Origin of the sequence: Terasakiella sp. SH-1 (genome assembly GCF_004564135.1) — a bacterium.
Lineage (GTDB): Bacteria > Pseudomonadota > Alphaproteobacteria > Rhodospirillales > Terasakiellaceae > Terasakiella.
This window is the reverse complement of record NZ_CP038255.1, coordinates 2,865,830-2,889,462: the sequence shown is the minus strand read 5'-3', so window position 1 is coordinate 2,889,462 and position 23,633 is coordinate 2,865,830. Positions and strand designations below refer to the sequence as shown.

Below are 23,633 nucleotides of genomic sequence, written 5' to 3'. Positions count from 1 at the left end.
TATGCGGGGATCTGTTAATCACATAGGAAAAAGGTCCCCGCCTTCGCGGGGACGACACTTAGAAAATTGATGACACCTTCCTTCCCCAAAAACCGCAAAACCCGGATGTTTTCACCGATCACCTTGCGTATTCTGGCCGTGAATATGCTGGCGCTTGGCATTTTGGTGGTGGGGATCCTCTATCTGGGGGAATACCGCCGTGGCCTGATTTTATCGGAAGTTTCCGGTCTGGAAACTCAGGGGGAAATGTTTGCTGCCGCCCTTGGTGAAGGGGCTTCGATCAAGCAGGTTGATGAAAATAAAACACTGGTGTTTAGTGTTGCACGCCAAATGGTGAGCCGTCTGGTGCAAAAAGGCACCCGTGCCCGGCTTTTTGCTCTCAATGGGTCTGTGATGGCCGATAGTGGTGAACTAGCTCGTCAGCCGATTACCGTTCAAAATGAAAGCCTGATTGAAAAAAGCCTGCGTCTTGCCCAGGAATTTAGTTCCCGTGTTATTTTTGGGGAACAGGACCTGCCCCTTTATATCGAACCTTCAATCCAAAATGCATCCCATTTTCCAGAAGCAGCCATGGCTTTAAATGGGGAATATGGCGGGATGATTCGTGAAACCGTGGACGGCGGGATTATGATTTCTGTGGCCGTTCCGGTCACGCGTGACAATCATGTGTTGGGTGCGTTGTTGTTATCCAAAGGTTCCGAAGATATCGAAAGTGCTTTGTTTGATGTGCGGCTTCATATCTTTAAGGTCTTCCTGATTTCTTTTGGCGTGACGATTCTGCTTTCACTCTATTTTGCAGGCACCATTGCGCGTCCATTGCGCAAGCTGTCGATTGCGGCCCATACCTTGCGCAAAGGCATGGATCAACGCGATGAAATCCCTGACCTGTCAAACCGACGTGATGAAATCGGGGATTTGTCCGAAGCTTTGCGTCAGATGACACAAAGTCTGTGGCAACGTATGGATGCGATTGAAAGTTTTGCTGCTGATGTTTCCCACGAACTGAAAAACCCTCTGACTTCTTTGCGCAGTGCGGTGGAAACAGCAACACGGGTGGATAATCCGGCTGCACAAAAGCGCCTGATGGACATTATCCAGCATGATGTTTCAAGGCTGGACCGTTTGATTAGTGATATTTCCGAAGCCTCGCGTGTGGATGCAGAAATGTCACGGGCTAAAACTGAAAAAGTCGATCTTCGCGCCATGCTGGCCACCCTTGTTGATATCCATCAGGCCCCGCTGGAGGCTGATCAGGATCACATGGGTCCCACGCTTATTCTTGATGCGCCAGATAGAACATCTTTTATAATCATGGGGATGGAAAATCGTCTGGTGCAGGTGTTTCGTAACTTGATCGGCAATGCGGTGACATTTTCTCCGGACAAGGCTGTGATTACGCTGAAGGCACGCCTTCAAGAGGGCATGATTACAATTTCTGTTGAAGATGAAGGCCCCGGCATTCCCCCTGGTAATGAAGAAAAAATCTTTAAACGCTTTTATACAGAACGCCCTGACGTTGATGAATTTGGCAATCATTCCGGCCTTGGTCTTGCCATTTCCAAACAGATTGTCGAAGCCCATGGCGGCATGATCCGGGCAGAAAACAAACTTGATTCTAACGGTCACATTACAGGAGCACGATTTATCGTGAATTTGATCCCATCATGAGCCAACTCCACGCCACAGCTATCGCTATTGATGAACAAGGAATTTTACTGCGCGGCCCCAGCGGGGCCGGGAAATCCGACCTTGCCCTGCGCCTGATGGAACAGGGGGCACAATTGATCAGTGATGATCGTGTCGAGGTCCTGGTAAAGGGGAGCGACCTGATCGCTTATGCCCCGGCAGGTATTGAAGGTTTGCTTGAAGTGCGCCATCTCGGTGTTATTAAAATGCAAAACCTGGGAGCGACACCTATTAAAATGGTGGTTGATCTGGTTCCACCAGAAGAACTGGAACGTATGCCTGAAGATCACCATATCACGATTGAAGGAATAAACCTTCCTTTGGTTCGCCTCAACCCCTTTGAAACCAGTGCGCCAGCCAAGGTTTCTTTGGCTTTGGCGCTCTCACTTGGACATATCGAACGGATGAAATAAATGGCTTCACAGAAAATCCTCATCGTGACGGGCCTGTCTGGGGCCGGCATTACCACAAGCCTGAAAATTCTTGAAGACATGGGCTATGAAACGATTGATGGTGTGCCGCTTTCGCTGATTAGCCAGTTGATGGGCAAGCCCGCCCCCCTTGCCATTGGGGTGGATATCCGTACCCGTGGTTTTGGTGTGGAACCTTTGTTGGAAGAACTGGATCAGCTTAAAACCCGTACAGAACTGGATATTTCTCTGGTCTTTATGGATTGTGATGACGAGATTATTGAGCGTCGCTATGTAGAAACCCGCCACCGTCATCCGCTTGCCGATGACCGTCCGGTTTCAGACGGTATTCGCCATGAACGCCAACTTCTGGCCCCCCTTCGAGAACGCGCTGATCTGGTGATTGATACCACGGCTATGGCAATTAAGGACTGTAAGCGCATTTTGCAGGGTAATTTTGCCTTGGATGACCAAAAAAATCTGAGCATTTTTGTGACGTCTTTTTCCTTTAAAAAAGGTATTCCACGCGAAGCCGATCTTGTCTTTGATGTGCGTTTTTTGCGCAATCCCTATTATGATATTTCCTTGCGCCCAACTTACGGGGCAAGATGATGCAGTTGGTGCATATATTGAAAAAGATGATGGTTTTAAGGGGTTTATGGATAACCTCCAAAATCTGATCGCCCCGCTTTTGCCGCGTTATAGTGCAGAAGGGAAAAGCTATTTGACCATTGCGATTGGCTGTACAGGTGGGCAGCATCGCTCGGTTTACATTGCGCGCAAATTGAATGACTGGCTCAATGAGGCCGGAGAAAATGCACAATTGCAACATCGTGAGTTGACGAACCGCGCACACTGAACCAAGATAGCCAGCTTGAAAAACAAATTAGCCTTGAAGAGGGATATGATCGAATGATCGGTATGGTGTTGGTAACCCATGGTCGTCTGGCAGACGAACTGATTGCGGCCCTTGAACATGTGGTCGGCCCGCAGGAAAATGTTTCTTCCGTCTGTATCGGACCGGATGATGATATGGAACAACGTCGCGCAGATATCTTGGAACAGGTTTCAAATTGTGACAGCGGCGAAGGTGTGATCTTGCTGACGGACATGTTTGGCGGTACCCCGTCCAACCTTGCAATTTCCACCATGGATAAGGCCAATGTGGAAGTGATTGCCGGGGTGAACCTGCCCATGCTGGTCAAGCTTGCCAGTGTGCGCAAGAATGAAGACTTGGCAGAAACGGCGTCTCAAGGTCAGGATGCCGGGCGCAAATATATCAACATCGCTTCCAGCCTGCTGGGGCAAGACTAAGTTAGTACGAAATTTATGAGCCTTTCCCAAACACTTGAAATTCAAAACCAGCGGGGCCTGCATGCCCGTGCGGCTGCCAAATTCGTCAAAACCGTGGCTGAATATGAGGGCACAGCCATTCGTGTTGCCAAAGGTGGGCAGGAAGTCTGTGGTAATTCGATCATGGGGCTTTTGATGTTGGCCGCCAGTATTGGCACTTCTATCGAAGTCACAACCGAAGGCCCCAAAGAAGAAGAAGCCCTGAGCGCCATTGCCGAGCTGGTCAACGATAAATTCGGCGAAGACTGACCCCTCTCATGGAACAGATTTTCGAAGGTCTTGGTGTTTCCAGCGGCATCGGATTTGGGATTGCCCATATCCGTGAAAGTGGTTCGTGTGAAATCACGGAATATTGCATTCCCAAACAACATATTGGGGATGAACTGGTGCGCCTGGATAAAGCCCTTGAGGCATCCCGTGACCAGATTGCCAAGTTACGCCAAAAATCCAAGGACTTGCCTGAGGCAGCAGCCGAAGAGTTGGGCTTTTTGCTGGATGCCCATCTCCATATGTTGAAAGGGTCACGCCTTGTCCGTGGCATTGAGCGTGAAATCAGTGAAAATGGCATTAATGCCGAAGCTGCCGTTCAACATGTTCTCAATGAGATCAGCGAAAGTTTCAAGCAGCTGGATGATGCCTATATTGCATCGCGTGAAAGTGATGTTCATCAGGTCGCAGCTCGTATTATTCGCAACTTGTGTGAAGATGACCAAGCACCGTTTAGTGAACTGGCGGAAAATTCCATTATCATTGCTGAAGAACTGACCCCGGCTGATACCGCCTTGATGGACCCTAAAAAAGTGTCCGGTTTTGCGGCTGTTTTGGGTGGGCCGGAAAGTCATACGGCCATTATGGGACGGGCGCTTAACCTGCCAGCGGTCTTAGGGGCGACAAATCTTGTAGGCTCGATTAATACCGGCGACCATATCATTATTGATGGGGATGCGGGCCGTATTGTGGTTAACCCGACAGAAGCCACCAAGCATCACTATCTCAAACGGGCGCAGGAATATCTGGAACGGATCACGCAACTGGCCGTTCTCAAGGACAGGCCCGCCATCACCTGTGATGGGGTTCAGGTCACGTTGAAAGCCAATATTGAACTGCCTGTTGAAATTGATAATGTACTGGATAACGGGGCAGAAGGGGTTGGCCTTTTGCGCAGTGAATTCATGTATATGAACCGCGACACCCTGCCCAGTGAAGACGATCAGTATGATGTTTTTAAACACTTGATTGAACGCCTTGAGGGCAAGCCCCTGACGGTGCGCACACTGGACATTGGCGGGGATAAAACGGCTAAGTCTCTGATTGATGATTTTGGCGATTCCATCTGTTCGCCCCTTGGTATGCGCGGTATTCGCCTGTCGCTTAATCGCCCCGATATTTTAGAAACCCAATATCGCGCTTTGTTGCGTGCAGCGGTTCATGGCCCCTTACAAATCTTGTTGCCTATGGTGACGACGGTGAACGATGTACGTCAGGCTCGACGTATTCTTCATAGCGTTGCAAGCCAGTTGCGCGACGAGGGCTATGAGCTTGCCGATTATCTCCCCCCTCTTGGGGCGATGATTGAGGTCCCCGGTGCGGCTTTGGCGGCTGATGCGCTGGCCCAGGTTTGTGAGTTTTTTGCCATCGGGTCAAACGACCTGACTATGTATACGCTGGCAACTGATCGCGCCGATGAACAGGTGGCCCATCTCTATGATCCGCTGCATCCAGCTGTTTTACGTTTAATCCAGTTTACTACCCAAGCTGCCTTAAGAAACCGCATTCCGATCAGTCTTTGTGGGGAAATTGCCGCGAACCCACGCTATAGCGCCCTGTTGCTGGGGCTGGGCATCCGTGATTTTTCCATGAGTGCATCAAACATCCCTAAGGTCAAAGAACGCCTGTTGGAAATGGAATGTGCGGCGGCCACCAAACGTGCTGACATTATCATGGAACAAACTGATAGCACCCGCATTGCCATGTTACTGGATGATTTCAGTGATCGGGGAAATGTTTAATCCGTGCTCTCAACAGCGCTAATTACACGTTCAACGCTGACGTCGTTTAGACTGTTTTCACGCAAAATCGTCACATCAGAGCCACGTTGTCCACACAGTTGCGGGTCAGAAGCTTGAGAATAAAGCACGATGGACTTACAGCCTGCCAACGAGATTAAATGCATCGGCCCGGTATCATTGCCGATTGCCACATGGGCATAACGTGCCAGCGTGGCGATTTCGAGAAAATCGGTCTGGCTGGATAGATCTTTGACATCGGGGCAGAGATCAAGAATTTCATCCAGAACTTCGCCTTCTTTGGCAGTGCCAAGCATGACAGGTTGGATATTACGTTCCAGCAAGGCATGGGCGAGTTCCGCATATTTTTTTGCAGGCCAGCGTTTATCTGGACGATGCGGTGCCCCACCGGGGACCAACAAGGCGACATAGGTGTCCAGATCAAAGCGCGCCAGATCAGCCTTGGCCCAGGATAAATCGGGCATGGGCGTTTTATAAATTCCAGCCATTTCCAGCTGTTCAGCCTGACGGTCCAACGTATGCATGAAATCGCGTTGTGGGTTGGCATGGGGGTGTGAACAGCCCTTGGCAATACCCGACCATTTCACCTTGGACCCCATCAGCTTGAAATAGCTTGAAGAACGATCCGAGGTTTGGAGGTCATACACCCGGTCGAAATTCCCCCCTTTAAGCTGCTGACGTAATTTCAAGGTACGGCGGACCTGCCAAGCTTTGGGGCGTTCATCAACCCAAACCGCATCGAAATAACCACATTCTTTGCCCAGTGGGACATAGGGTTTGGTGGTCAGCAGGGTGATGTGGGCATCCTTGTGGGTATCGCGAATGGCCTTCATGGGACCAAGCGCCTGAATAAAGTCACCCAGCGCACTCAGCTTGATTACTAAAATACGTTCTTGCTTGTCGGCAGAGTGAGGCATCAGTTCCCGAGGCTCAATACTTCGTTATAAACTTCAAGGGTTTTGGAACACATGGCATCTTTTGAGAATCCTTCGCGAATATGTGAAATGGCTTGTTGGGCCATTTTTTCACGTTTTTCAGCGCTTAAGTCCAAGCCTTTGCCAATCGCCGTTGCCATTGACTCTACATCACCGGGCTTACACAGCCATCCGGTTTCATCTTCGATCACGGTTTCGCGTGCCCCGCCATGATCGGTTGCGACAACCGGGCGCCCCATGGCCTGGGCTTCACAGACCACACGACCAAAGGCTTCTGGATCGGTGGAGGCAGAAACAACAATATCGCTGAGCATATAAGCCGTGGGCATGTCGTTACATTCATCAACAATGGTGATCACGCCTTCAAGATTATGTTTTTTAATGCGTTTAACCAGTTCCTTGCGATAATCGGTGCGCCCTTGATCAGATCCAATAAGCAAACAACAAATATCGCGACGGCCCAATTTGGCGATGGCATCAATAAAGACCAGTTGGCCTTTCCAGCGGGTCAAGCGACCGGGGAGGGCCACAACAGGGACCCCATCGGGGATATTCCATTGGGTGGACAGTTTGACCAAACGTTCAGCCGTGACTTTTTCCGGGTCAAAACGAAACAGGTCTACGCCACGGTGGATTACGCGGATCAATTCACGACGCACACCGTAGATTTTGCGCATATGTCCGGCAATGAAACTGGAAATCGCAATCACACGTTCTCCACGGGTCATAACTGAATTATACCAGCGTTTCAGCGGATTGCCATGACCATAGGTTCCGTGGAAGGTGGTGACAAATGGTGTGTTGGTCCATTTTGATGCCCAATAAGAACTCCAGGCGGGCGCACGAGATCGGGCATGGATTAAATCGACACCTTCTTGCTGGATCAATTTTGCCAGACGTGTGGCGTTTTTGCGCATCATAAAGAAGTTTTTGGAATCAACGGGCATTTCAATATGTTCTGCGCCCACGCGGGTCAGCTCGTGCACCATTGGGCCACCTGCGGAAACCACAATGGCCCGTCCGCCTGCATTGACGATGGCTTCGGCCATTTCAACAGTACCACGTTCCACACCACCAGTGACCATTGCCGGCAAGACCTGGACAACAGTTGCCAAACGGCTTGAACTTTCAGGGGTTTGCCCCGCTTGGGAATTGATGCTATCTATCATGCGTTTCGTTCTTGAATTTTAGTTCTTATTTGAGTGTTATAAGTCATGACAACCGAAGTTCCTACAGGAAATAGCGCACCCTCCTTCCTAACACAAGAAAATGGTGAGCGCATCGCCTACCACTATAGCCCAGGAAAGACTCCCGGTGTAATTTTTCTGCATGGATTAATGTCGGATATGGATGGTGGCAAGGCGCTGCATCTGGAAGAATATTGCAAAAAACGCGGCAATGCTTTTTTGCGTTTTGATTGTCAGGGGCACGGGCATTCAGATGGATTATTTAAAGATGGGCATTTAAGCCGCTGGTCCGATGATGCGGTGGATGTGCTGGATCAACTGAGCGATGGTCCACAAATTCTGGTCGGTTCCAGCATGGGCGGTTGGAATATGTTGCTGACGGCCTTGAAGCGTCCTGAGCGCATTGCCGCCTTGCTCGGTATTGCGGCTGCTCCTGATTTTACTGAAGACTTGATGATGAATGACCTGACACCAGAGCAGCATCACATCATCAACGAGCAGGGCTATGTTGAAATTCCCAGTGATTACGGTGATGACCCTTATGTCATTTCAAAGGCACTTTTGGATGATGGCCGTGAAAATCTGCTGTTGCGCCGTCCCATAGAATTGGATGTTCCCGTACGCTTAATCCATGGCATGAAAGATGCGGATGTGCCGTGGCAAACAGCCTTGCGCATTCAGGAAATGATGACCTCAACTGATGTGGAAATCCAGTTCGTCAAAAACGGGGACCACCGTCTTAGTGAAGATCATGACCTTGATCGCCTGACCCGGGCGTTAGAGGCTTTATTACAGCAAATTGAATAGCGCATTCTTTTCGCAATTTGTGTGGCATTTTTTGCCTAATGTGCCTGAAAGCTTCTTTGTAAGTGTTGAATATGGACCAGTGTGCCCAGCCATTGGTTTTCATAACATTCCCGAATGGCATTTTCAAAACCCACAGCTTTTACAAGGCGTTGGGCGAAATCTGCTTGGTAATCCCGATTTTTATAGGTGCGTGTCATTATATGTGTCATGGCTAATCTCCTTTAAGAGATGATTGTACTAAAGTGGTCTTACCATTTTATTAAGCAGACTCCATGCCAGTTCTGCCTCTAAAATACTTCTTGATAAACATATAAAGATTTCTTTATATTGCCCTTAAGTTATTTTGCCGCTGCCCTCTCCTTTAAAGGCAGCGGTACTTTCATTGACATCTTGTTAGGAGATACTCAACATGGGTGAATTTACAGATTATCAGGTTGCTGACATCAGCCTTGCAGACTGGGGCCGTAAAGAACTGGACCTGGCCGAAGCCGAAATGCCGGGCCTGATGGCACTGCGCGAAGAATATGGTGCATCCAAGCCGCTGAAAGGCGCAAAGATCGCTGGTTCCTTGCACATGACCATCCAGACAGCTGTTTTGATCGAAACACTGGTTGAGTTGGGTGCCGAAGTTCGCTGGGTTTCCTGTAACATCTTCTCTACACAAGATCACGCTGCGGCTGCAATTGCGGCTGCCAACATTCCGGTTTTCGCTCATAAAGGGGAAACACTGGAAGAATATTGGGATTTCACACACCGCCTGTTCACATGGCATGACGGTTCTGCGCCGAACATGATCCTTGATGACGGTGGCGATGCCACATTGCTGCTGCACCTGGGCCAAGACGCTGAAAAAGACCTGTCTGTTCTGGATAATCCGGGTTCTGAAGAAGAAACCGTTCTGTTTGCCGCCATCAAAAAGCACATCGGCATTGATCCGCAGTGGTACACAAAAGCCGCTGCTGACATTATGGGTGTGACAGAAGAAACAACAACTGGTGTTCACCGCCTGATCGAAATGGCACGCAAAGAAACTTTGCTATTCCCGGCGATCAACGTGAATGATTCTGTCACAAAATCCAAATTCGACAACAAATACGGCTGTCGTGAATCCCTCGTTGACGGTATCCGTCGTGCAACAGATGTGATGATGGCTGGTAAAGTGGCTGTTGTTTGTGGTTACGGTGATGTGGGTAAAGGCTCTGCTGAATCCCTGCGTTCTTGTGGTTGTCGTGTTCTGGTCACTGAAATCGACCCGATCTGTGCCCTGCAAGCCGCCATGGAAGGTTTTGAAGTTGTAACCGTTGAAGATGCCCTGCCAGAAGGCGACATTTACGTTACAACAACAGGTAACTTCGACATCATCCGTAAAGAGCATATGGAAGGCATGAAGGACGGCGCGATTGTTTGTAACATTGGCCACTTCGATAATGAAATCCAGATTGCAGCCCTGAAAAACTACAAATGGACCAATATCAAGCCACAAGTTGACCAAATCGAATTCCCCGATGGTCACAAAATCATCATGTTGGCCGAAGGCCGTCTGGTAAACTTGGGCTGTGCAACTGGTCATCCGTCTTTCGTGATGTCTGCTTCTTTCACCAACCAGGTTCTGGCGCAGATCGAACTCTATGCCAATAATAAAGACGGCCAATACAAGAAAGACGTTTATGTCTTGCCGAAACATCTGGATGAAAAAGTGGCGGCACTCCACCTTGAAAAGCTGGGCGTGAAACTGACCAAACTGTCACAAGAACAAGCTGATTACATCGGCGTTCCAGTGAACGGTCCGTTCAAGCCGGACGCATATCGTTACTAAGACAACGAGCTTTGATGACAAGGAAGCCCTGCGATAGATATGTCGCAGGGCTTCTTTTGTTTACCCTTCTTTAAGTTCGCCGGATTACTCTAAATTCAGGACTACCTAAAGGTTACGGGGTTTCCCTTAATACGAACGCGCGATTGAAACTTTATGAGGTGGTGCCTAAATTTATATAGGGAAGGTATGTCCGAGAGGGCGCGATGTTAAACAGAGTTAAAACCGCCGATGCCACGAAAGAATATGCTCAGGCCATGAATGCCGGAGATGTGGCGACTGTTGCCAGTTTATTAGATAATGACGTTATTTTTAGCCGACAGGAACAAAACTCGATTGTCGGTAAAGAAAACGTATTGCGTCGTATTCGTAATTTATTTTGGCGCTTAGATGAACAAAATCAATCTTTGCAATTGATTAATGCCATTGTTGATTTGGGCCAAAGCAAGGCACGGCCCTGTTTGATTTGTTTGCGCAATGGTCTTCCGGTGGCATTGTGTGTGTTGTCTTGTAAGGCCAACGGGATGATCACGGCAGTCGCGGTTTTATTGACGGGGGATATCGTTGCCAGTGCACGGGCAACAGAACCAATGCCCAGTGTGGAAGATACACAGGATGAGGTTGACCCGCAACGGCGTAAATTATGGATTGATGTGACCAAGTCTTATATCGGCTCCTTTAATCAGCGTGACCTGGCGGGCCTCAGTTATTTATTGGACGAGCGTGAAACCGTTTTCCACCGATCAGATCAACAAGCTATTATTGGTAAAAACAATATTCTGGATCGTATTCGCGACCTGTATCGCCGAATTGATAAACATGGTCAGCATTTGGCCGTTGTAAATGCGATTATTGATCTGGATGACCAGAAAGCACGCCCTTGCACCTTGGGGGTCCTTGATGGTGTCCCGGTTTCTGTTGGTATCTTGCGCTTAAGAAATGATGGGGTCATTCGCAAAATCGACATGATTATGGATCAGGAGGTGGTGGCAAAGGCACGGGCAACGGAAGAAATTCCAAAGCCGCCAGAAAAAAGTCTGGAATTGCAACAGGTCCTGGAACGTGAAGAATGGCTGTATAATCGTTTGAAAAAAATCAAAATGGCGATGAAAAAACAAGGAAACCTGCCGCATTTGATCACCAAGAAAATGCGGGTGGAAATGCAGCTTGAAAAGATTGAGTATCTGAAAAAGAAACTCTCTTGATTCTAAGCTGTCTTCGTCTAAGTTTAGAGATATTCTGAATTTAGAAAAAAGGTGGCCTGAATGTTCTGTGTTGTTTCCCCTGCCAAAAAACTGGATTTTGACACGCCTGTCACAGGGCTTGGTCACAGCCAGCCTGTTTTTCAGGATGACATTGAAGAACTGTCAGTGACCTGTAAGGATTTAAGTCGGGCAGATCTGTCGCGGCTGATGAAAATCAGCGAGGCACTGGCGGATTTGAACTATGCCCGTTTTCAAGGCTTTGCCCTGCCGTTTACAGAAGACAATTCCAAACAGGCGGCGCTGGCCTTTAGCGGTGACACATACGTTGGTTTGGATGCGGCCTCTTTATCTGAAAAAGATTTTGATTTTGGCCAAACCCATTTTGGTATTTTGTCCGGGCTTTATGGCCTGTTGCGCCCGCTTGATCTGATCCAGCCCTATCGTCTGGAAATGGGGACTCGCCTTGAAAATCCACGGGGGAATAACCTTTATGATTTTTGGGGAACACAGATTGCTGAACGGATTAACGAGATTAATGGCGATGGCGTTTTGATCAACTGTGCCTCTAATGAATATTTCAAAGCCGTGAACAAAAAGGCCCTGCAAGGCACGGTGATTACCCCGGTCTTTAAGGAAATCAAATCCGGTGTCGCCAAAACCATCGGACTGATGGCTAAACGAGCGCGAGGTATGATGGCACGCTATATCATCCAAAACCGCCTTGAAGAGGCCGAAGCCATTAAAGAGTTTAGTGAAAATGGTTACATCTATCGTGAAGACCTGTCCAAAGGGAATGATTGGGTTTTTACGGCAGAACGCGAATAAGGATTATTTCCCCCGCCCATGTGGGGCCTTGAAATCAATTTTTGGCCCCAAAGGGACAATTCCTGTTGGATTAATCATGGTATGGCTGGCGTAATAGTGGGTTTTGATATGATCCATATCGACTGTTTCAGCAATGCCATCCATTTGATAAAGCTCACGCACATAGCCCCAGATGTTCGGATAATCGGCAATGCGTTTTTTGTTGCATTTGAAGTGGCCGACATAAACCGCATCAAAACGCACCAATGTGGTGAACAGACGCCAGTCGGCCTCTGTTAACAGATCACCCAACAGATATCTGTTATCTGACAGGATGTCTTCGATCTTATCAAGAGCATCAAACAAGGTGATATAGGCTTTTTCATAGGCATCCTGACGGGTGGCAAAGCCGCATTTGTAAACCCCATTATTAATGCTGGGATAAATGAAGTCATTTATCTCATTGATTTGATCACGTAGATGATCTGGATAATAATCCGGGGTATCTGTGCCAAATTCGCTGTTCATCATGCGAATGATTTCAGAGGATTCATTGCTGACGATCTGTTCTGTGTGTTTGTCCCATAAAACAGGGACGGTGACACGTCCGGTATAATCCGGTTTGGATTGCGTATAGATGGTATGGAGGGGCTGACCATCGGGTAAGACCCAGCCCTGTTCTGCCATCAAGGGATGAACAACGATCACATCAATGGTATCTTGCAAGCTTTTGAGATTGCGAAAGATCAAGGTGCGATGCGCCCAGGGGCAGGCTAAGGAAACATAAAGACGATAGCGTCCGGCCTCGGCTTTAAAACCTGTGGAGCCATCGGCACTTAGCCCGTGGCGAAAAGCACTTTCCTGGCGTTTAAATGTGCCGTTTGTCGTTTTTGTATCATACCACTGATCATGCCAGATCCCGTTAATAAGCAGTCCCATGTCATTCCCTTTGTCTGTTGAAGCTTTTGATGATTTATGATGGACTGTTTTCTATATGGTGATAATGTTGTTTTTTGGAATTTATTTGTTTCTGTAGGAGAACGATGAATAATCTCACCGGGATGATGATTTTTGCACAAGTGATTCAATCGGGCAGCTTTTCCAAGGCTGCAGAGGATTTAGGCATGTCTAAATCCTCGGTCAGCAAGAAGGTTTCGTATCTGGAAGACCGTTTGGGTGTGCGCCTGTTGAATCGGACAACCCGTAAACTCAGCCTGACAGAAGTCGGGCAGGTTTTTTATGAACGTTGTGAACGGATCATGAGTGAGGCCGAAGAGGCTGAACTTGCCATTACCCGTTTGCAAGATGAACCACGCGGGCAGCTTAAAATCAGTGCTCCTGTCAGTTTCGGGGTGCAGCATTTGGGCAAGCCGCTGGCCGTTTTTGGAACGAAATATCCAGATTTGTCGATGGATGTACAGCTCAATGACCGGTTTGTCGATATTGTGGATGAAGGGTTTGATCTGGCAATCCGTATCGGGCGTTTGCCTGATTCCTCCCTGATTGCGAAAAAGGTGGGTTCCAGCCGTTTGGTTGCCTGTGCTGCGCCGGATTATTGGGAAAAACATGGTAACCCCCAACACCCTAAGGATTTAGTGGGTCATAACTGTTTGATCTATACACTGGCACGTAACAGCGAAAACTGGACCTATACGGAAAATGGACAAACTGAGACGGTGAAGCTCAGTGGGAATTTCACCGCCAATAACGGTAATGTCATCAGCGAAATGGCGATTGCTGGGGCAGGGGTTTGTATCTCTCCGGCTTTCATTGTTGGTCCAGACCTTGCGAAAGGGCGTTTGGTTTGTGTGTTGGAAGATTATGAGGTTGAGCCCATCAATATCTATGCGGTCTATCCCCATAACCGCCATTTATCTGCAAAGGTGCGCTTGTTTGTGGATTTCCTGAAAGACTGGTTTGGTGCTTGTCCGTCGTGGGAAGATATCCGTTAACGGCTTTCACGCCACCACCCCAGACATAAAAGGGCGGAGGCAAGGATAAACAAGACCCAAGCAGGGAGAAGGGGGGATTTCTCAATACCTGTAACGGCTTCGGCTTGATTGCGGTGCAGGCCAATCCAGCCACGGCCACCAACATTACCTTTGGCTTTGACCCGTTTAAGCAAGGGCATGCCTTCTGACAGCCAATGGGTTGTGCCCCCAAGTGTGTTGATAAGCGGGGCTAAAGGTTCTTCGCTGGCGCGTGGGTCAATAAATTCTTTGGCATTGAGGCTACCTTTGGTCAGAACCGCACTGTGCGTTCCGTCATGGGCGCGATAAATCCCGGATTTTATTGCCTTCAAACGCATGCTGTAACGCCCTTGGCCTTGTGGAGGGAGGGTGATTTTTTCTTCTTCCCCATCCGGGTGCGTCAAGGTAAGGGGCGTCGCCGGTTTATTCAGGCTTTGGCGTGTAATCTCAATATGTTGATTATCAAGTTGGGCCATGGTCAGACGTTCTTCTTCCAAATCAGGTTCTTTCATTAACCAATGGATGAGGTTACGCACCAGTTCACTGTGGGGGCCACCGCCATCAAAGCCGCGTGCCCACAGCCAGATATGATCACTGAGCAGCATGGCAAGGCGCCCTTTTTCAATCCGTTCTACAATAAGCACCGGATTTTTTTTCTCATTTTCCAAGATGACCTGGCCGTGATGGTCTTGGCTTTCCACAAGACGCATCCAGCGCCCCCAGTCTTTTTCTGGCTGACTGAGGCGGGTGGTGATGGGGTGGCGTTTTCCCATTTGGGAACGCTGCAGGCGAAAAGGGCGATAATCCTGTACATGGCCGGATGGTGTAATCGGCAAGATTTTATTGAGCCGGGTTTTAGCCAGGCTGCGTGGGCCGGAAAAGTCAGGCCCGGCAGAAACCAGCAAGGCCCCGCCCTCACGGACATAGTTTACGATATTGTCGAAATAGCCTTCGCTCAGCACATTATGTTTATAGTAACGATCAAAAATCACCAGATCAAAGTCATCCAGTTTTTCTTCAAACAGTTCACGCACAGGAAAGGCGATGAGGGAAAGTTCGTTTAAGGGGGTGAAATCTTCTTTTTCTGAGGGGCGCAAGATTGTGAAGTGAACAAGGTCCACCGCCGGGTCTGAACGTAAAATATTGCGCCATGTCCGTTGCCCCTGATGGGGCAGGCCAGAAACCAACAGGACGCGCAGGCGATCTCGCACGCCATTGATACTGAGTGCAAGTTGATTGTTGGACAGGCTGATTTCATTTTCAAGGGCCGGGGCTTCGATAACCAAAACCGATTGACCTGCATGGCGGGGAATATAGGTGGCCTCTTGAACGCCTTTTTCTTCTATGGGGCTAAAGGGTTGCTTTGTACCGTCTTCCTTAATCAGGTGAAGCGGGGCGGTTGGGTTCAGTTTGCCGTTGTCATAGACTTTGATGCGAATTTGTAAGGGTTTGCCAACCAGACCGTAGCGCGGGGCATCCATTATCTCAATGCGGCGGTCCTGATCTTTCTTTTGCCCTGTCAGGAGCAGGTGAAAGGGGCCGGGAAGTGTGTCGAAATGACTGATATCATGAATTTGTCCATCACTGATCAAAATGGTCCCGGCAAAACGTTGCGGATCAATACCGGCAATGTTTTGACGCAAAAGAGAAATGGCACGGGTCCCCAGCTTGTCTTCCTTGCCGTCGGTGGGAATGTCAATAAAGCGCAGCTCCAGGTCTTTATGCTGTTTTCCTTCTTTTTTCAGATAGGCCAATGCCTTTTGGCTTTGTTCCTGACGTGTCTGGAGATTTTGGCTGGGGGACTGGTCAATCAGGACAAGGGCAATATCTGTGAGTGCACGGGTATCTTTGCGCATCACTTGGGGATTAAACAGAGCAATCAGTATCAGCAAGCTGGCACTCAGGCGAAACCAGACTGCCCGTGAAGAATGCAGGATTGACCACAGTCCAAGTCCACCGATCACAATGCCCAGAAGCAATAAAAACGGGATTGGTAAAATCGGGTCGAGTATCAAATCGCTCATAGGCCCAACCTTTGTAAAATAGCAGGGATATGGACCTGATCTCCTTTATAATTACCGCTGAGAATATACATCACCAGATTGATGCCAAAGCGAAAGGCTTGTTCACGTTGAATTTCACCATCTGGGACGACGGCATAAAGCGGGCGCATGTGCTCATCGCGTGCCCAGGCTTGTACCCATGAATTGCTGCCAATCAGAACGGAGGAAACCCGGTCGTTCTTGGTGTTTTCACTGGCTTCGACCCAGACATCAGGATGGTTAAAACGTCCGGGGAAATGGCGCATGAGATAAAAAGACCGGGTTAAGACATGGTTGTCCGGTATGGTTTGCAACGGGGCGATGTTGAGCTTTTCTGTCATGCGGGCCAGTTGCTGTGGCTGGGCTTGCCCCATGGTATCAAACAGGATAAAGCCGCCTGTTTGTAAAAAAACATTGAGCTTGTGCGCTGCCTGTTCGCTGAGTTCTGGCTGGGTGCCTTCAATGGCCCAATAGATCATGGGAAAAAGGGACGGGTCATCTTTTTCCGGGTCAAAAGCCATGGTGGGGGCCATTTCAACAGCTGTACGTCGTCGCATAACCATGGCAAGACCATCCAGTCCCTGTCGCAAGGTTTTATCCAGCTGCGGGTTGCCGGTTTCCATATAGGCAAGGCGCATATGGTTTGCTGCCGCCAAGGCTTTTTCCCAGTTGGGTTCTTTGGCGAAAGAGGGGGAAGCAAGGACGCACAGGCAGAACAGGGCTGTAAGGCGTTGGACCGATTGAAGCCAGCTATTGGCAAGCAGCCAGTCGATTAAGGCAAGACACAGGGCAAACAATAAAGCCCAGGGGGCTAAATCTGTTTGCTCATGAGGCTGGAAACCACGTTCATTTACCCCCAGGGGCATATCATGGATCGGGGTGAAATGGGTAATTTGCGGGCCAAGGTTCAGGGCCTTCAGCTTATTCTTGTTGCCATAAAGACCGGGGGGGTGCGCTGGGCCGATTTTAAGAGCTTTCAGGTTCTGATTTTTGATGGGGTGGTTACTTGCACTTGGGGCCACAAGCTGACCAAGATGATCAAACACCCGATAAGGGACCAGTTCCCCGTTTTGAGTCGCTGCGTTGTGGCCTGTTGACAGGGTTAGCAACTGTTTCATCATCAATTCAAATGTGCCAGATAGCGGCAGGTTGGACCAGCTGGGGATGGCATTAACATGGAAGAGCACACTCCAGCCTTTGTCCATCTGTTGGGCGGTGATCAGGGGGGTGCCGTCTTTTAACTGTGCCCATGTTTTTTGATGCAGGCTGGCTTCGGGGCGGGCGAGGACCTGTTGTTTGATGATGATGTCATCGCCAATGGGAATGGTCTGAAAGGGGCTGTGTTCAGGGAATGGGGCCAGGTGGGTTGCCTGTTTCCAACTCAGTGTCCCCCCAAAGGTGCGTTGTGCGGGCATGAGCTGGACGGGAAGAAGAGGATCAAATTTTTGACTGTTTTGGGTCGTGAGGTGCTTGTTTGCAAAACGGACAAGAATGCCGCCCTGAGAAAGCCAGTTTTGAAGTGCTTTGACATGTTGTGTGGTAAAATTAGTTGAGGCCACATCGAAAATCACGGCTGTTTGGCGTTGCAAAAGCTCATCAAGGGGGGCTTCGCGGATGCTGGTATGGGGGCGTAGGCTTTTTTTGACATAATAGGCAGGGGCCAGCAGGACCTGATCCTTGGTATGGGTACGGATAATCCCAACGGAACGATCACGCCATTTTTCATCCAGCAGATATTGGCTGGCCGGATTGATCGCCCCTTGCAGGCGAACTTTGTCAGCACGGCTTTTAAGTTCATTGGGAATGGACAGCTGAACGCGCTGTTCTGTCGTCTCTGTCTTTAAGGTCGCCTTATGTTGAAACAGGATCGCCCCGTTTTCATCTAAAACATGCAGGGTCTTTTCTTGTCTTGTTTGGACAGGGGCATGCTTTAGGGTGACGATTAAACCGTTTTGATTACGTTTGACCTGCTGAAGGATAATAGGCAGGTTGTCATCCCCGTCATGAATGTAATCCACATCACCCAGTTGATGAAGGTTTGCCAGAAAGTCTTGTGCATTTTCATCGACCAGCCCATTGGAAATCCAGCTGATCTTGGCGACTTGATCAAAGGTGGATACAATTTCCTCGATTTGTTCAATTAAGGGCTGGCGGTTAACAGGCCAGGGTTTGGGCGTCAGGCTTTGGAAATGCTTTTCCCAGACTTCCTGGTTTTCAAGATAATGAATTTTCTGCTTTGACGCTGTTGTGATGACAAGGGTCGGCTGACCTGCATGTTGACTGTAGGCAACCAATTTTTCCAGTTCCTGCTTGCGGTTTGCCCAACGTTCCATGACTGACCAGTCATTATCAATCAGGATAATATGAGGGCGATCACTGGACAGAGTACTTTCTGTTTGATTGAGGCGGGGGCCGGTCATGGCGATAATCAGGCTGATGGCAATCAGGCTGCGCAAAAGAAGAATCCACCATGGGGTATTGGTTGCCAGTGTCTGACTGGTCGAAAGTTCCTGTAAAATCCGCACAGCAGGAAATTTAATGACTGTGGGCTTTGGGGGCGTGACTTTGAGCAATTGCCACAACAGGGGCAACAGGAGCAGGGCGCTTAAGGCCCAGGGGCTGGTCAATGAAATCATGCCGATATTCAGCACTGTTTACCCCCTTGTGTAATTGACATAAAAAGGGCAAGCAAGGCGGCTTCGGGGGATTGGTCTGTGGTGTGACGATGAAATCCCCATCCCAGTGAATGGGCCAGTTCATTTAAGGCTGCGCGCCGTGCACTTAGGCGTTCTTGGTAGTCTTCGCGCACAGCGGCCACATTGCCAAAATAGATGCTGCCTTCTTTTTCCAGTCCTTTAAACTGAACGCGTCCTTCAAAAGGCAAGCTTTCTTCTGCGGGGTCAAGCACCTGTAAAAGATGGCCGCGTACATGGCGACGGCTATAGCGTTTTAAGGCTTCTTCAATCTCATCCATGGGGGAAAGGAAATCCCCAATCAGGACCAATTCACCATGGCGTGGCAAATGGGCATGAGACGGCAGGCTTTGTAGTTTCTCTTCCTTTTCGGCTTTCTTTTTTTTCTTTTTTTCCAGCACATTGGCAAGACGGTGAAGGGCTGGGCGTCCTCTCCCCGGTGGGGCCTCATATCCCAAAAGGCCAATTTGTTCGCCGCCGCGCACTAAAAGAGAGGCAAGGGCCAGCATAAGGATTTCTGCCCGATGTAATTTATCTGGCCGGGTGGGGGCTGCACTATATTTCATGGAGGCAGAAGGATCGCACCATAGCCAGACGGTCTGGGCGGCTTCCCATTCATGTTCGCGGACAAAGTGATGTTCTGTTTTGGCTGATTGGCGCCAGTCAATGGTACGTGTGGATTCCCCTTGTTCATAGGGGCGAAACTGCCAAAAACTGTCGCCCTGACCTTTTTTGCGTCGCCCATGCACCCCCTGAGCCACCGTGTTGGCGACCCGTTCGGCTTCCACCAGCAGGGGCGGAAGGCTGGATGCTGCCTCTTCTGCTTGGGGGATGATGGGAGAATTGGGCATATGAGGTCCTTAAGAGCTGGCGATTTGGTCGATCAGTTCATCAATGATCTTGCTGAGCGAGACCCCTTCGGCACGGGCAGCAAAATTCAAGGCCATGCGATGGCGCAGGATCGGGGCGGCAAGGGCAACCACATCATCAATAGAAGGGGCAAGGCGGTTATGAAGAACGCAACGTGCACGCACCCCCGACATCAGTGCCTGACTGGCACGTGGCCCCGGCCCCCAGGCGACATCCTTTTGCACGTCTTTCATATCAGATGTTTCCGGGCGTCCCTGTCTGACCAAGGTGAGGATGGCTTCCAGCACGCTTTCCCCCACCGGGATTTCACGGACCAGTTCCTGGGCTTCCAGCAAATCTGTCGCTGTAATAATGCGTTTGGGTGTTTTGACTTCACTGCCCGTTGTGGACAGCAGGATGTCGCGCTCAGCATCGCGATCAGGATATTGTACGCTGATTTCCATGAAAAAACGGTCCAGCTGGGCTTCTGGCAAGGGATAGGTCCCTTCCTGTTCCAGCGGGTTTTGGGTGGCGAGGACGTGAAAGGGCTGTGGCAGGTCGTGGTAATGCCCGGCCACAGAGACACGTTTTTCCTGCATGGCTTGAAGCAGGGCGGATTGGGTGCGCGGGCTGGCGCGGTTGATCTCATCAGCCATGAGAAGCTGACAGAAGGTCGGGCCTTGGACAAAGCGGAAATGGCGCTTGCCTTGTTCATCTTCATCCAGAATTTCAGACCCGATAATATCACTGGGCATCAGGTCCGGGGTAAATTGCACCCGGCGTTCATCCAGCCCCAGCACGGTGCCTAATGTTTCAACAAGGCGGGTTTTACCAAGACCGGGCAGGCCGATAAGAAGGACATGCCCACCGGATAAGATCGTGACCAGTGTTTCTTCAATCACCCGGTCCTGACCAAAGATAATGCTGTTGACTTCTTCATGGATTTTCGCCATTTGCTGGCTTAGGTCTTCAAGCGCTTTCACAGCTTTTGGATGATCTTTCACAACAAATATCCTTGTTTTGCCAACATGCAGCCCTTATGTGAAGGGTATGGTTGCGGGAAAATAAATGCAATTAAAACCGGGTTGTACGACAAAGATATGACCGAAAGGTCATAAAACCAAACAAATATATTTGATCAGGCGTCAAAATATTTTAAACAGTGCGAACCGGGGGGAGGGTATAAGAAATGACGGCATCACTTGCACAAAAAGAAGTGGCATTTTCCGGTCCGATGTGTGGAGATATTGACATTCGCATTGCCAGGGATGGCACATGGTTTCATGAAGGTGGCCCCATTGGGCGAAAGGAACTGGTCTGTTTGTTTGCCAGTGTCCTTAAACGTGATGAGTTTGGTGATTACTGGCTGGAAACCCCTGTTGAAAAGGCGCGTATTCAGGTGGAAGATGCGCCTTTTGTTGTTTTACAAACGATTGTGGGGTTGAACAGAAGCTGTCCGTGCGCACAAATGTGGATGAAGTTGTTTCTATTGGGCTGGACAATCCGGTCCGAGTAGAACATGATCCAGTAACTGGCGAGCCATCCCCGTATGTGACATTGCGCAATGGGGAGGGCCTGTTCCCGATTGAAGCCAAGATCAACCGTTCTGTGTTTTATGAACTGGTTAATCGTGGTGAAGAAAAAAACATAGATGATGAAGTGTATTTCGGCGTATGGAGCAACAACGAATTCTTCCCACTGGGGCAACTGGACGAGGATTAACAGTCGATCATTTGATTGATGTCTTCGCCGCTTATGACCCCAGACCCGGTGATATTCGCGGGGATCATGATCTCAATGGTTTTCGCCCCAAACCGGATAACCGTGAAGCCGCTGTTTTGATCCCCATTGTAAAGCGCAAAGACGGCTTGAGTGTTCTGTTTACCAAACGGACCGATCATCTTAAAAACCATCCTGGCCAGATCAGTTTTCCCGGTGGACATACCGAAGAAGAAGACGAAAGTGCTGAACATGCCGCCCTTCGCGAAACAGAAGAGGAAGTCGGCCTGCCCCATGACTATATTCAGGTGATTGGGCGTTTAAATGATTATGTGACTCGCACGGGGTTTCGTGTCACCCCTGTGATTGGACTGGTGGAGGCACCCTATCCAACCGATCCCGATGAACACGAGGTTGCTGAGGTTTTTGAGGTGCCTTTATCCTTTTTAATGGATAAGGCAAACCATCAAAAATGTTCACGCATCTTTATGGGGGTGAAGCGTTATTTCTGGGCGATGCCTTATGAGGATTATTTTATCTGGGGGGCAACAGCTGGGATGCTGAAAAATCTTTATGACGTTTTGGAAGAAAAGGGAGAATGAACCATGCGGATATTTTTCCAATATATCTTACCCTTGTTATTTCCGGCCTCGCTTTATCTGATCTGGGCGCTTTATCACAAGAAAACCAAACCTGAAGAACAGCATATTGATCTTTCCAAAGGCCCATGGTTGAAACTGTTGGCCGCTGGTCTGGTTCTGGTGTTGATCGGTCTGGTGACATTGCGCCAGTTTGATGGGGAAAAACCGGGTGGTGTGTATCAGCCCCCTGTATATCAAGACGGTAAGATCGTTCCCGGCCATGTTATCCATAAAGAATAAGATTACAGCGATCATGGCGCAGGACTGGTTTACAGCCCCGTCAAGTCAACGTGTGATGGATGTGCTTGCCCAAAATGGCCAGGAAGCCCGTTTTATCGGCGGCTGTGTGCGTGATGCCTTGCTGGGGAATGATGCGGTGCTGGATATTGATATCGCCACCCCTGAATTGCCCCAAACGGTTCTCTCACTCTTTGAAGGTGCTGGCATCAAAGCAATTCCCACTGGAATTGATCATGGCACAGTCACGGTTGTGCATGAGGGGCAATCTTTTGAAATTACGACTTTGCGTGCAGATGTCAGCACCGATGGTCGGCGGGCAACAGTGGCTTTTAGCCAAGATTGGCTGGAAGATGCCAAGCGGCGTGATTTTACCTTTAACGCTATGAGTCTGGATCGCCATGGACAGTTTTCTGACCCTTTTAACGGCATTGAAGATTTAGAAGCGGGACGGGTGATCTTTATCGGGGATGCCCACCAACGTATTCGTGAAGATTATCTGCGCTTGTTGCGGTTTTTTCGGTTTTCTGCCTTTTATGGCAAGGCTGTACCAGAGGCTGACGGTCTGGCGGCGTGTTGTGACCTTGTTGATGGGCTGGAAACCCTGTCTGGGGAACGTATTGCACAAGAACTCCTCCGCCTGTTAGAAGCGCCACGTGCGGTCAGGTGGTTAAATTTGATGGTGAAGCATAGCATTTTGCAGAAAATCATGCCGCAAATGAATGATCTGCACCATTTGGAAATGATGTGTGCCTTTGAAGATCAGCCAGATGCCTTGCGCAGATTGGCGATTTTATTGCCTGTTGATCCAAAAACGGTGCAGGACCTGTGTCAGAGACTGCGTTTTTCCAAGGTGCAAGCCAAACGTATTACAGCGGCCAGATGCCCACAGCAGGTGATCGACCCACAACAAGGGGAAAACCATATTCGTGCCCAGCTCTATCATTATGGCCCCGTTGCGGTGCGTGACCAGTTGTTTATCTATTGGGCTGAAAAAGGTTTTTGGGGATTGGGGCCAAAGGAACAGGGCATATTGAATATGGTCACTGCATGGCAGGAAGCACCCGTGAGCTTTCCATTGCAAGGTAAAGATCTGATCGAGCTAGGGGTCACGCCAGGGCCTGAGATAGGGCGTTTGCTGAAACAGGTTGAAAACTGGTGGTGTGCACAGGGCTGTCGGGGGGATAAGGCAGACTGTTTAGCGATGCTGAAAAATACTCGGGGTTTGCAACATGCGCCCCAAGCATAATGTTGG

At 49.4% G+C, this 23,633-nt stretch carries 25 protein-coding genes; 17 read left to right on the top strand and 8 right to left on the bottom strand.

The window, feature by feature from the left end; translation table 11 throughout:
• The first annotated feature begins 69 nt into the window (after positions 1-69).
• Genes E4K71_RS13540 through ptsP form a run of 7 tightly spaced genes read left to right on the top strand, consistent with a single transcriptional unit; the run spans position 70 to position 5,458 of the window.
• Positions 70-1,668, top strand: a complete 1,599-nt coding sequence (locus E4K71_RS13540; RefSeq protein WP_135080454.1) for a stimulus-sensing domain-containing protein — start codon at positions 70-72, stop codon at positions 1,666-1,668.
• Positions 1,665-2,099, top strand: coding sequence for an HPr kinase/phosphatase C-terminal domain-containing protein (locus E4K71_RS13535; RefSeq protein WP_135080452.1), 435 nt, complete (start codon positions 1,665-1,667; stop codon positions 2,097-2,099). The genes E4K71_RS13540 and E4K71_RS13535 overlap by 4 nt, the downstream gene beginning before the upstream one ends.
• Positions 2,100-2,708: an RNase adapter RapZ gene (locus E4K71_RS18475; RefSeq protein ID WP_240796813.1), complete on the top strand. Its 609-nt coding sequence runs from the start codon at positions 2,100-2,102 to the stop codon at positions 2,706-2,708.
• Positions 2,644-2,955, top strand: a complete 312-nt coding sequence (locus tag E4K71_RS18470) for an RNase adapter RapZ (RefSeq protein ID WP_346504505.1) — start codon at positions 2,644-2,646, stop codon at positions 2,953-2,955. Before E4K71_RS18475 ends, E4K71_RS18470 begins: the two co-directional genes overlap by 65 nt.
• Before the next feature lie 53 nt (positions 2,956-3,008).
• Positions 3,009-3,410: a PTS sugar transporter subunit IIA gene (locus tag E4K71_RS13525; protein WP_135080450.1), complete on the top strand. Its 402-nt coding sequence runs from the start codon at positions 3,009-3,011 to the stop codon at positions 3,408-3,410.
• 15 nt (positions 3,411-3,425) lie between these two features.
• Complete coding sequence (locus E4K71_RS13520) at positions 3,426-3,698, top strand: HPr family phosphocarrier protein (RefSeq protein ID WP_135080448.1); 273 nt, start codon at positions 3,426-3,428, stop codon at positions 3,696-3,698.
• An 8-nt stretch (positions 3,699-3,706) separates the two neighbouring features.
• Complete coding sequence (gene ptsP / locus E4K71_RS13515; protein ID WP_135080446.1) at positions 3,707-5,458, top strand: phosphoenolpyruvate--protein phosphotransferase; 1,752 nt, start codon at positions 3,707-3,709, stop codon at positions 5,456-5,458.
• Here ptsP and E4K71_RS13510 read toward each other — a convergent pair.
• Together E4K71_RS13510 and E4K71_RS13505 are read right to left on the bottom strand one after the other, a co-directional pair.
• Entirely contained in the window at positions 5,455-6,393 is a 939-nt protein-coding gene (locus E4K71_RS13510) for a glycosyltransferase family 9 protein (protein WP_135080444.1), read from the bottom strand. The two genes, ptsP and E4K71_RS13510, sit on opposite strands and share 4 nt — an antisense overlap.
• Positions 6,393-7,580 (bottom strand): glycosyltransferase family 4 protein, encoded by a 1,188-nt coding sequence (locus E4K71_RS13505; protein ID WP_135080442.1) that lies wholly within the window; start codon positions 7,578-7,580, stop codon positions 6,393-6,395. Before E4K71_RS13505 ends, E4K71_RS13510 begins: the two co-directional genes overlap by 1 nt.
• Positions 7,581-7,748: 168 nt before the next feature.
• Here E4K71_RS13505 and E4K71_RS13500 point away from each other — a divergent pair, with 168 nt between their 5' ends.
• Positions 7,749-8,405, top strand: a complete 657-nt coding sequence (locus E4K71_RS13500; RefSeq protein WP_240796811.1) for an alpha/beta hydrolase — start codon at positions 7,749-7,751, stop codon at positions 8,403-8,405.
• A 35-nt stretch (positions 8,406-8,440) separates the two neighbouring features.
• Here the strand turns inward: E4K71_RS13500 and E4K71_RS18275 are convergent, their stop codons facing one another.
• The gene (locus E4K71_RS18275; protein ID WP_167730549.1) at positions 8,441-8,614 is read right to left on the bottom strand and encodes a hypothetical protein; all 174 of its coding nucleotides are present in this window, start codon (positions 8,612-8,614) and stop codon (positions 8,441-8,443) included.
• A gap of 200 nt (positions 8,615-8,814) precedes the next feature.
• Between E4K71_RS18275 and ahcY the strand changes: the two genes are divergently transcribed.
• From ahcY to yaaA, 3 genes are all read left to right on the top strand, one after another.
• A complete protein-coding gene (ahcY, locus tag E4K71_RS13495; RefSeq protein ID WP_135080438.1) occupies positions 8,815-10,221 on the top strand; it encodes an adenosylhomocysteinase in 1,407 nt (468 codons plus the stop codon).
• Between the two features lie 203 nt (positions 10,222-10,424).
• Positions 10,425-11,423 carry a nuclear transport factor 2 family protein gene (locus E4K71_RS13490; protein ID WP_135080436.1) on the top strand — a complete coding sequence of 333 codons (999 nt, stop codon included), beginning with the start codon at positions 10,425-10,427 and terminating at the stop codon, positions 11,421-11,423.
• 60 nt (positions 11,424-11,483) lie between these two features.
• Entirely contained in the window at positions 11,484-12,248 is a 765-nt protein-coding gene (gene yaaA / locus E4K71_RS13485) for a peroxide stress protein YaaA (RefSeq protein ID WP_135080434.1), read from the top strand.
• Positions 12,249-12,251: 3 nt separating this feature from the next.
• On the opposite strand, the gene E4K71_RS13480 is transcribed toward yaaA, so the two are convergent.
• Complete coding sequence (locus E4K71_RS13480) at positions 12,252-13,166, bottom strand: glutathione S-transferase family protein (RefSeq protein WP_135080432.1); 915 nt, start codon at positions 13,164-13,166, stop codon at positions 12,252-12,254.
• A gap of 104 nt (positions 13,167-13,270) precedes the next feature.
• On the opposite strand from E4K71_RS13480, the gene E4K71_RS13475 reads away from it, so the two are divergent.
• Positions 13,271-14,179, top strand: coding sequence for a LysR family transcriptional regulator (locus tag E4K71_RS13475; protein WP_135080429.1), 909 nt, complete (start codon positions 13,271-13,273; stop codon positions 14,177-14,179).
• Here the strand turns inward: E4K71_RS13475 and E4K71_RS13470 are convergent.
• Genes E4K71_RS13470 through E4K71_RS13455 form a run of 4 tightly spaced genes read right to left on the bottom strand, consistent with a single transcriptional unit; the run spans position 14,176 to position 20,734 of the window.
• Positions 14,176-16,221 carry a hypothetical protein gene (locus E4K71_RS13470; protein WP_135080427.1) on the bottom strand — a complete coding sequence of 682 codons (2,046 nt, stop codon included), beginning with the start codon at positions 16,219-16,221 and terminating at the stop codon, positions 14,176-14,178. The two genes, E4K71_RS13475 and E4K71_RS13470, sit on opposite strands and share 4 nt — an antisense overlap.
• Positions 16,218-18,890, bottom strand: a complete 2,673-nt coding sequence (locus E4K71_RS13465) for a DUF4159 domain-containing protein (protein WP_135080425.1) — start codon at positions 18,888-18,890, stop codon at positions 16,218-16,220. The genes E4K71_RS13470 and E4K71_RS13465 overlap by 4 nt, the downstream gene beginning before the upstream one ends.
• Entirely contained in the window at positions 18,884-19,783 is a 900-nt protein-coding gene (locus E4K71_RS13460; RefSeq protein WP_135080423.1) for a DUF58 domain-containing protein, read from the bottom strand. Before E4K71_RS13460 ends, E4K71_RS13465 begins: the two co-directional genes overlap by 7 nt.
• A 9-nt stretch (positions 19,784-19,792) precedes the next feature.
• Positions 19,793-20,734, bottom strand: coding sequence for a MoxR family ATPase (locus tag E4K71_RS13455; RefSeq protein WP_135082077.1), 942 nt, complete (start codon positions 20,732-20,734; stop codon positions 19,793-19,795).
• A 236-nt stretch (positions 20,735-20,970) separates the two neighbouring features.
• Between E4K71_RS13455 and E4K71_RS18595 the strand changes: the two genes are divergently transcribed.
• Genes E4K71_RS18595 through E4K71_RS13435 form a run of 5 tightly spaced genes read left to right on the top strand, consistent with a single transcriptional unit; the run spans position 20,971 to position 23,627 of the window.
• The gene (locus E4K71_RS18595) at positions 20,971-21,297 is read left to right on the top strand and encodes a DUF1285 domain-containing protein (RefSeq protein WP_346504504.1); all 327 of its coding nucleotides are present in this window, start codon (positions 20,971-20,973) and stop codon (positions 21,295-21,297) included.
• Positions 21,252-21,503: a hypothetical protein gene (locus E4K71_RS18590; protein ID WP_346504503.1), complete on the top strand. Its 252-nt coding sequence runs from the start codon at positions 21,252-21,254 to the stop codon at positions 21,501-21,503. Before E4K71_RS18595 ends, E4K71_RS18590 begins: the two co-directional genes overlap by 46 nt.
• Positions 21,455-22,102 (top strand): CoA pyrophosphatase, encoded by a 648-nt coding sequence (locus E4K71_RS13445; protein WP_135080421.1) that lies wholly within the window; start codon positions 21,455-21,457, stop codon positions 22,100-22,102. The genes E4K71_RS18590 and E4K71_RS13445 overlap by 49 nt, the downstream gene beginning before the upstream one ends.
• Before the next feature lie 3 nt (positions 22,103-22,105).
• Positions 22,106-22,381 carry a DUF6111 family protein gene (locus tag E4K71_RS13440; protein WP_135080419.1) on the top strand — a complete coding sequence of 92 codons (276 nt, stop codon included), beginning with the start codon at positions 22,106-22,108 and terminating at the stop codon, positions 22,379-22,381.
• Positions 22,362-23,627: a CCA tRNA nucleotidyltransferase gene (locus tag E4K71_RS13435; RefSeq protein WP_167730547.1), complete on the top strand. Its 1,266-nt coding sequence runs from the start codon at positions 22,362-22,364 to the stop codon at positions 23,625-23,627. Before E4K71_RS13440 ends, E4K71_RS13435 begins: the two co-directional genes overlap by 20 nt.
• The last annotated feature ends 6 nt before the right edge of the window (positions 23,628-23,633 follow it).

What these genes read in the sequence shown, in the direction of transcription:
- E4K71_RS13540 (WP_135080454.1), top strand. Translation starts at nt 70, where the DNA reads ATGACACCTTCCTTCCCCAAAAACCGCAAAACCCGGATGTTTTCACCG.
- E4K71_RS13535 (WP_135080452.1), top strand. Translation starts at nt 1,665, where the DNA reads ATGAGCCAACTCCACGCCACAGCTATCGCTATTGATGAACAAGGAATT.
- E4K71_RS18475 (WP_240796813.1), top strand. Translation starts at nt 2,100, where the DNA reads ATGGCTTCACAGAAAATCCTCATCGTGACGGGCCTGTCTGGGGCCGGC.
- E4K71_RS18470 (WP_346504505.1), top strand. Translation starts at nt 2,644, where the DNA reads ATGTGCGTTTTTTGCGCAATCCCTATTATGATATTTCCTTGCGCCCAA.
- E4K71_RS13525 (WP_135080450.1), top strand. Translation starts at nt 3,009, where the DNA reads ATGATCGGTATGGTGTTGGTAACCCATGGTCGTCTGGCAGACGAACTG.
- E4K71_RS13520 (WP_135080448.1), top strand. Translation starts at nt 3,426, where the DNA reads ATGAGCCTTTCCCAAACACTTGAAATTCAAAACCAGCGGGGCCTGCAT.
- ptsP (WP_135080446.1), top strand. Translation starts at nt 3,707, where the DNA reads ATGGAACAGATTTTCGAAGGTCTTGGTGTTTCCAGCGGCATCGGATTT.
- E4K71_RS13510 (WP_135080444.1), bottom strand. Translation starts at nt 6,393, where the DNA reads ATGCCTCACTCTGCCGACAAGCAAGAACGTATTTTAGTAATCAAGCTG.
- E4K71_RS13505 (WP_135080442.1), bottom strand. Translation starts at nt 7,580, where the DNA reads ATGATAGATAGCATCAATTCCCAAGCGGGGCAAACCCCTGAAAGTTCA.
- E4K71_RS13500 (WP_240796811.1), top strand. Translation starts at nt 7,749, where the DNA reads ATGTCGGATATGGATGGTGGCAAGGCGCTGCATCTGGAAGAATATTGC.
- E4K71_RS18275 (WP_167730549.1), bottom strand. Translation starts at nt 8,614, where the DNA reads ATGACACATATAATGACACGCACCTATAAAAATCGGGATTACCAAGCA.
- ahcY (WP_135080438.1), top strand. Translation starts at nt 8,815, where the DNA reads ATGGGTGAATTTACAGATTATCAGGTTGCTGACATCAGCCTTGCAGAC.
- E4K71_RS13490 (WP_135080436.1), top strand. Translation starts at nt 10,425, where the DNA reads ATGTTAAACAGAGTTAAAACCGCCGATGCCACGAAAGAATATGCTCAG.
- yaaA (WP_135080434.1), top strand. Translation starts at nt 11,484, where the DNA reads ATGTTCTGTGTTGTTTCCCCTGCCAAAAAACTGGATTTTGACACGCCT.
- E4K71_RS13480 (WP_135080432.1), bottom strand. Translation starts at nt 13,166, where the DNA reads ATGGGACTGCTTATTAACGGGATCTGGCATGATCAGTGGTATGATACA.
- E4K71_RS13475 (WP_135080429.1), top strand. Translation starts at nt 13,271, where the DNA reads ATGAATAATCTCACCGGGATGATGATTTTTGCACAAGTGATTCAATCG.
- E4K71_RS13470 (WP_135080427.1), bottom strand. Translation starts at nt 16,221, where the DNA reads ATGAGCGATTTGATACTCGACCCGATTTTACCAATCCCGTTTTTATTG.
- E4K71_RS13460 (WP_135080423.1), bottom strand. Translation starts at nt 19,783, where the DNA reads ATGCCCAATTCTCCCATCATCCCCCAAGCAGAAGAGGCAGCATCCAGC.
- E4K71_RS13455 (WP_135082077.1), bottom strand. Translation starts at nt 20,734, where the DNA reads ATGGCGAAAATCCATGAAGAAGTCAACAGCATTATCTTTGGTCAGGAC.
- E4K71_RS18595 (WP_346504504.1), top strand. Translation starts at nt 20,971, where the DNA reads ATGACGGCATCACTTGCACAAAAAGAAGTGGCATTTTCCGGTCCGATG.
- E4K71_RS13445 (WP_135080421.1), top strand. Translation starts at nt 21,455, where the DNA reads ATGGAGCAACAACGAATTCTTCCCACTGGGGCAACTGGACGAGGATTA.
- E4K71_RS13440 (WP_135080419.1), top strand. Translation starts at nt 22,106, where the DNA reads ATGCGGATATTTTTCCAATATATCTTACCCTTGTTATTTCCGGCCTCG.
- E4K71_RS13435 (WP_167730547.1), top strand. Translation starts at nt 22,362, where the DNA reads ATGTTATCCATAAAGAATAAGATTACAGCGATCATGGCGCAGGACTGG.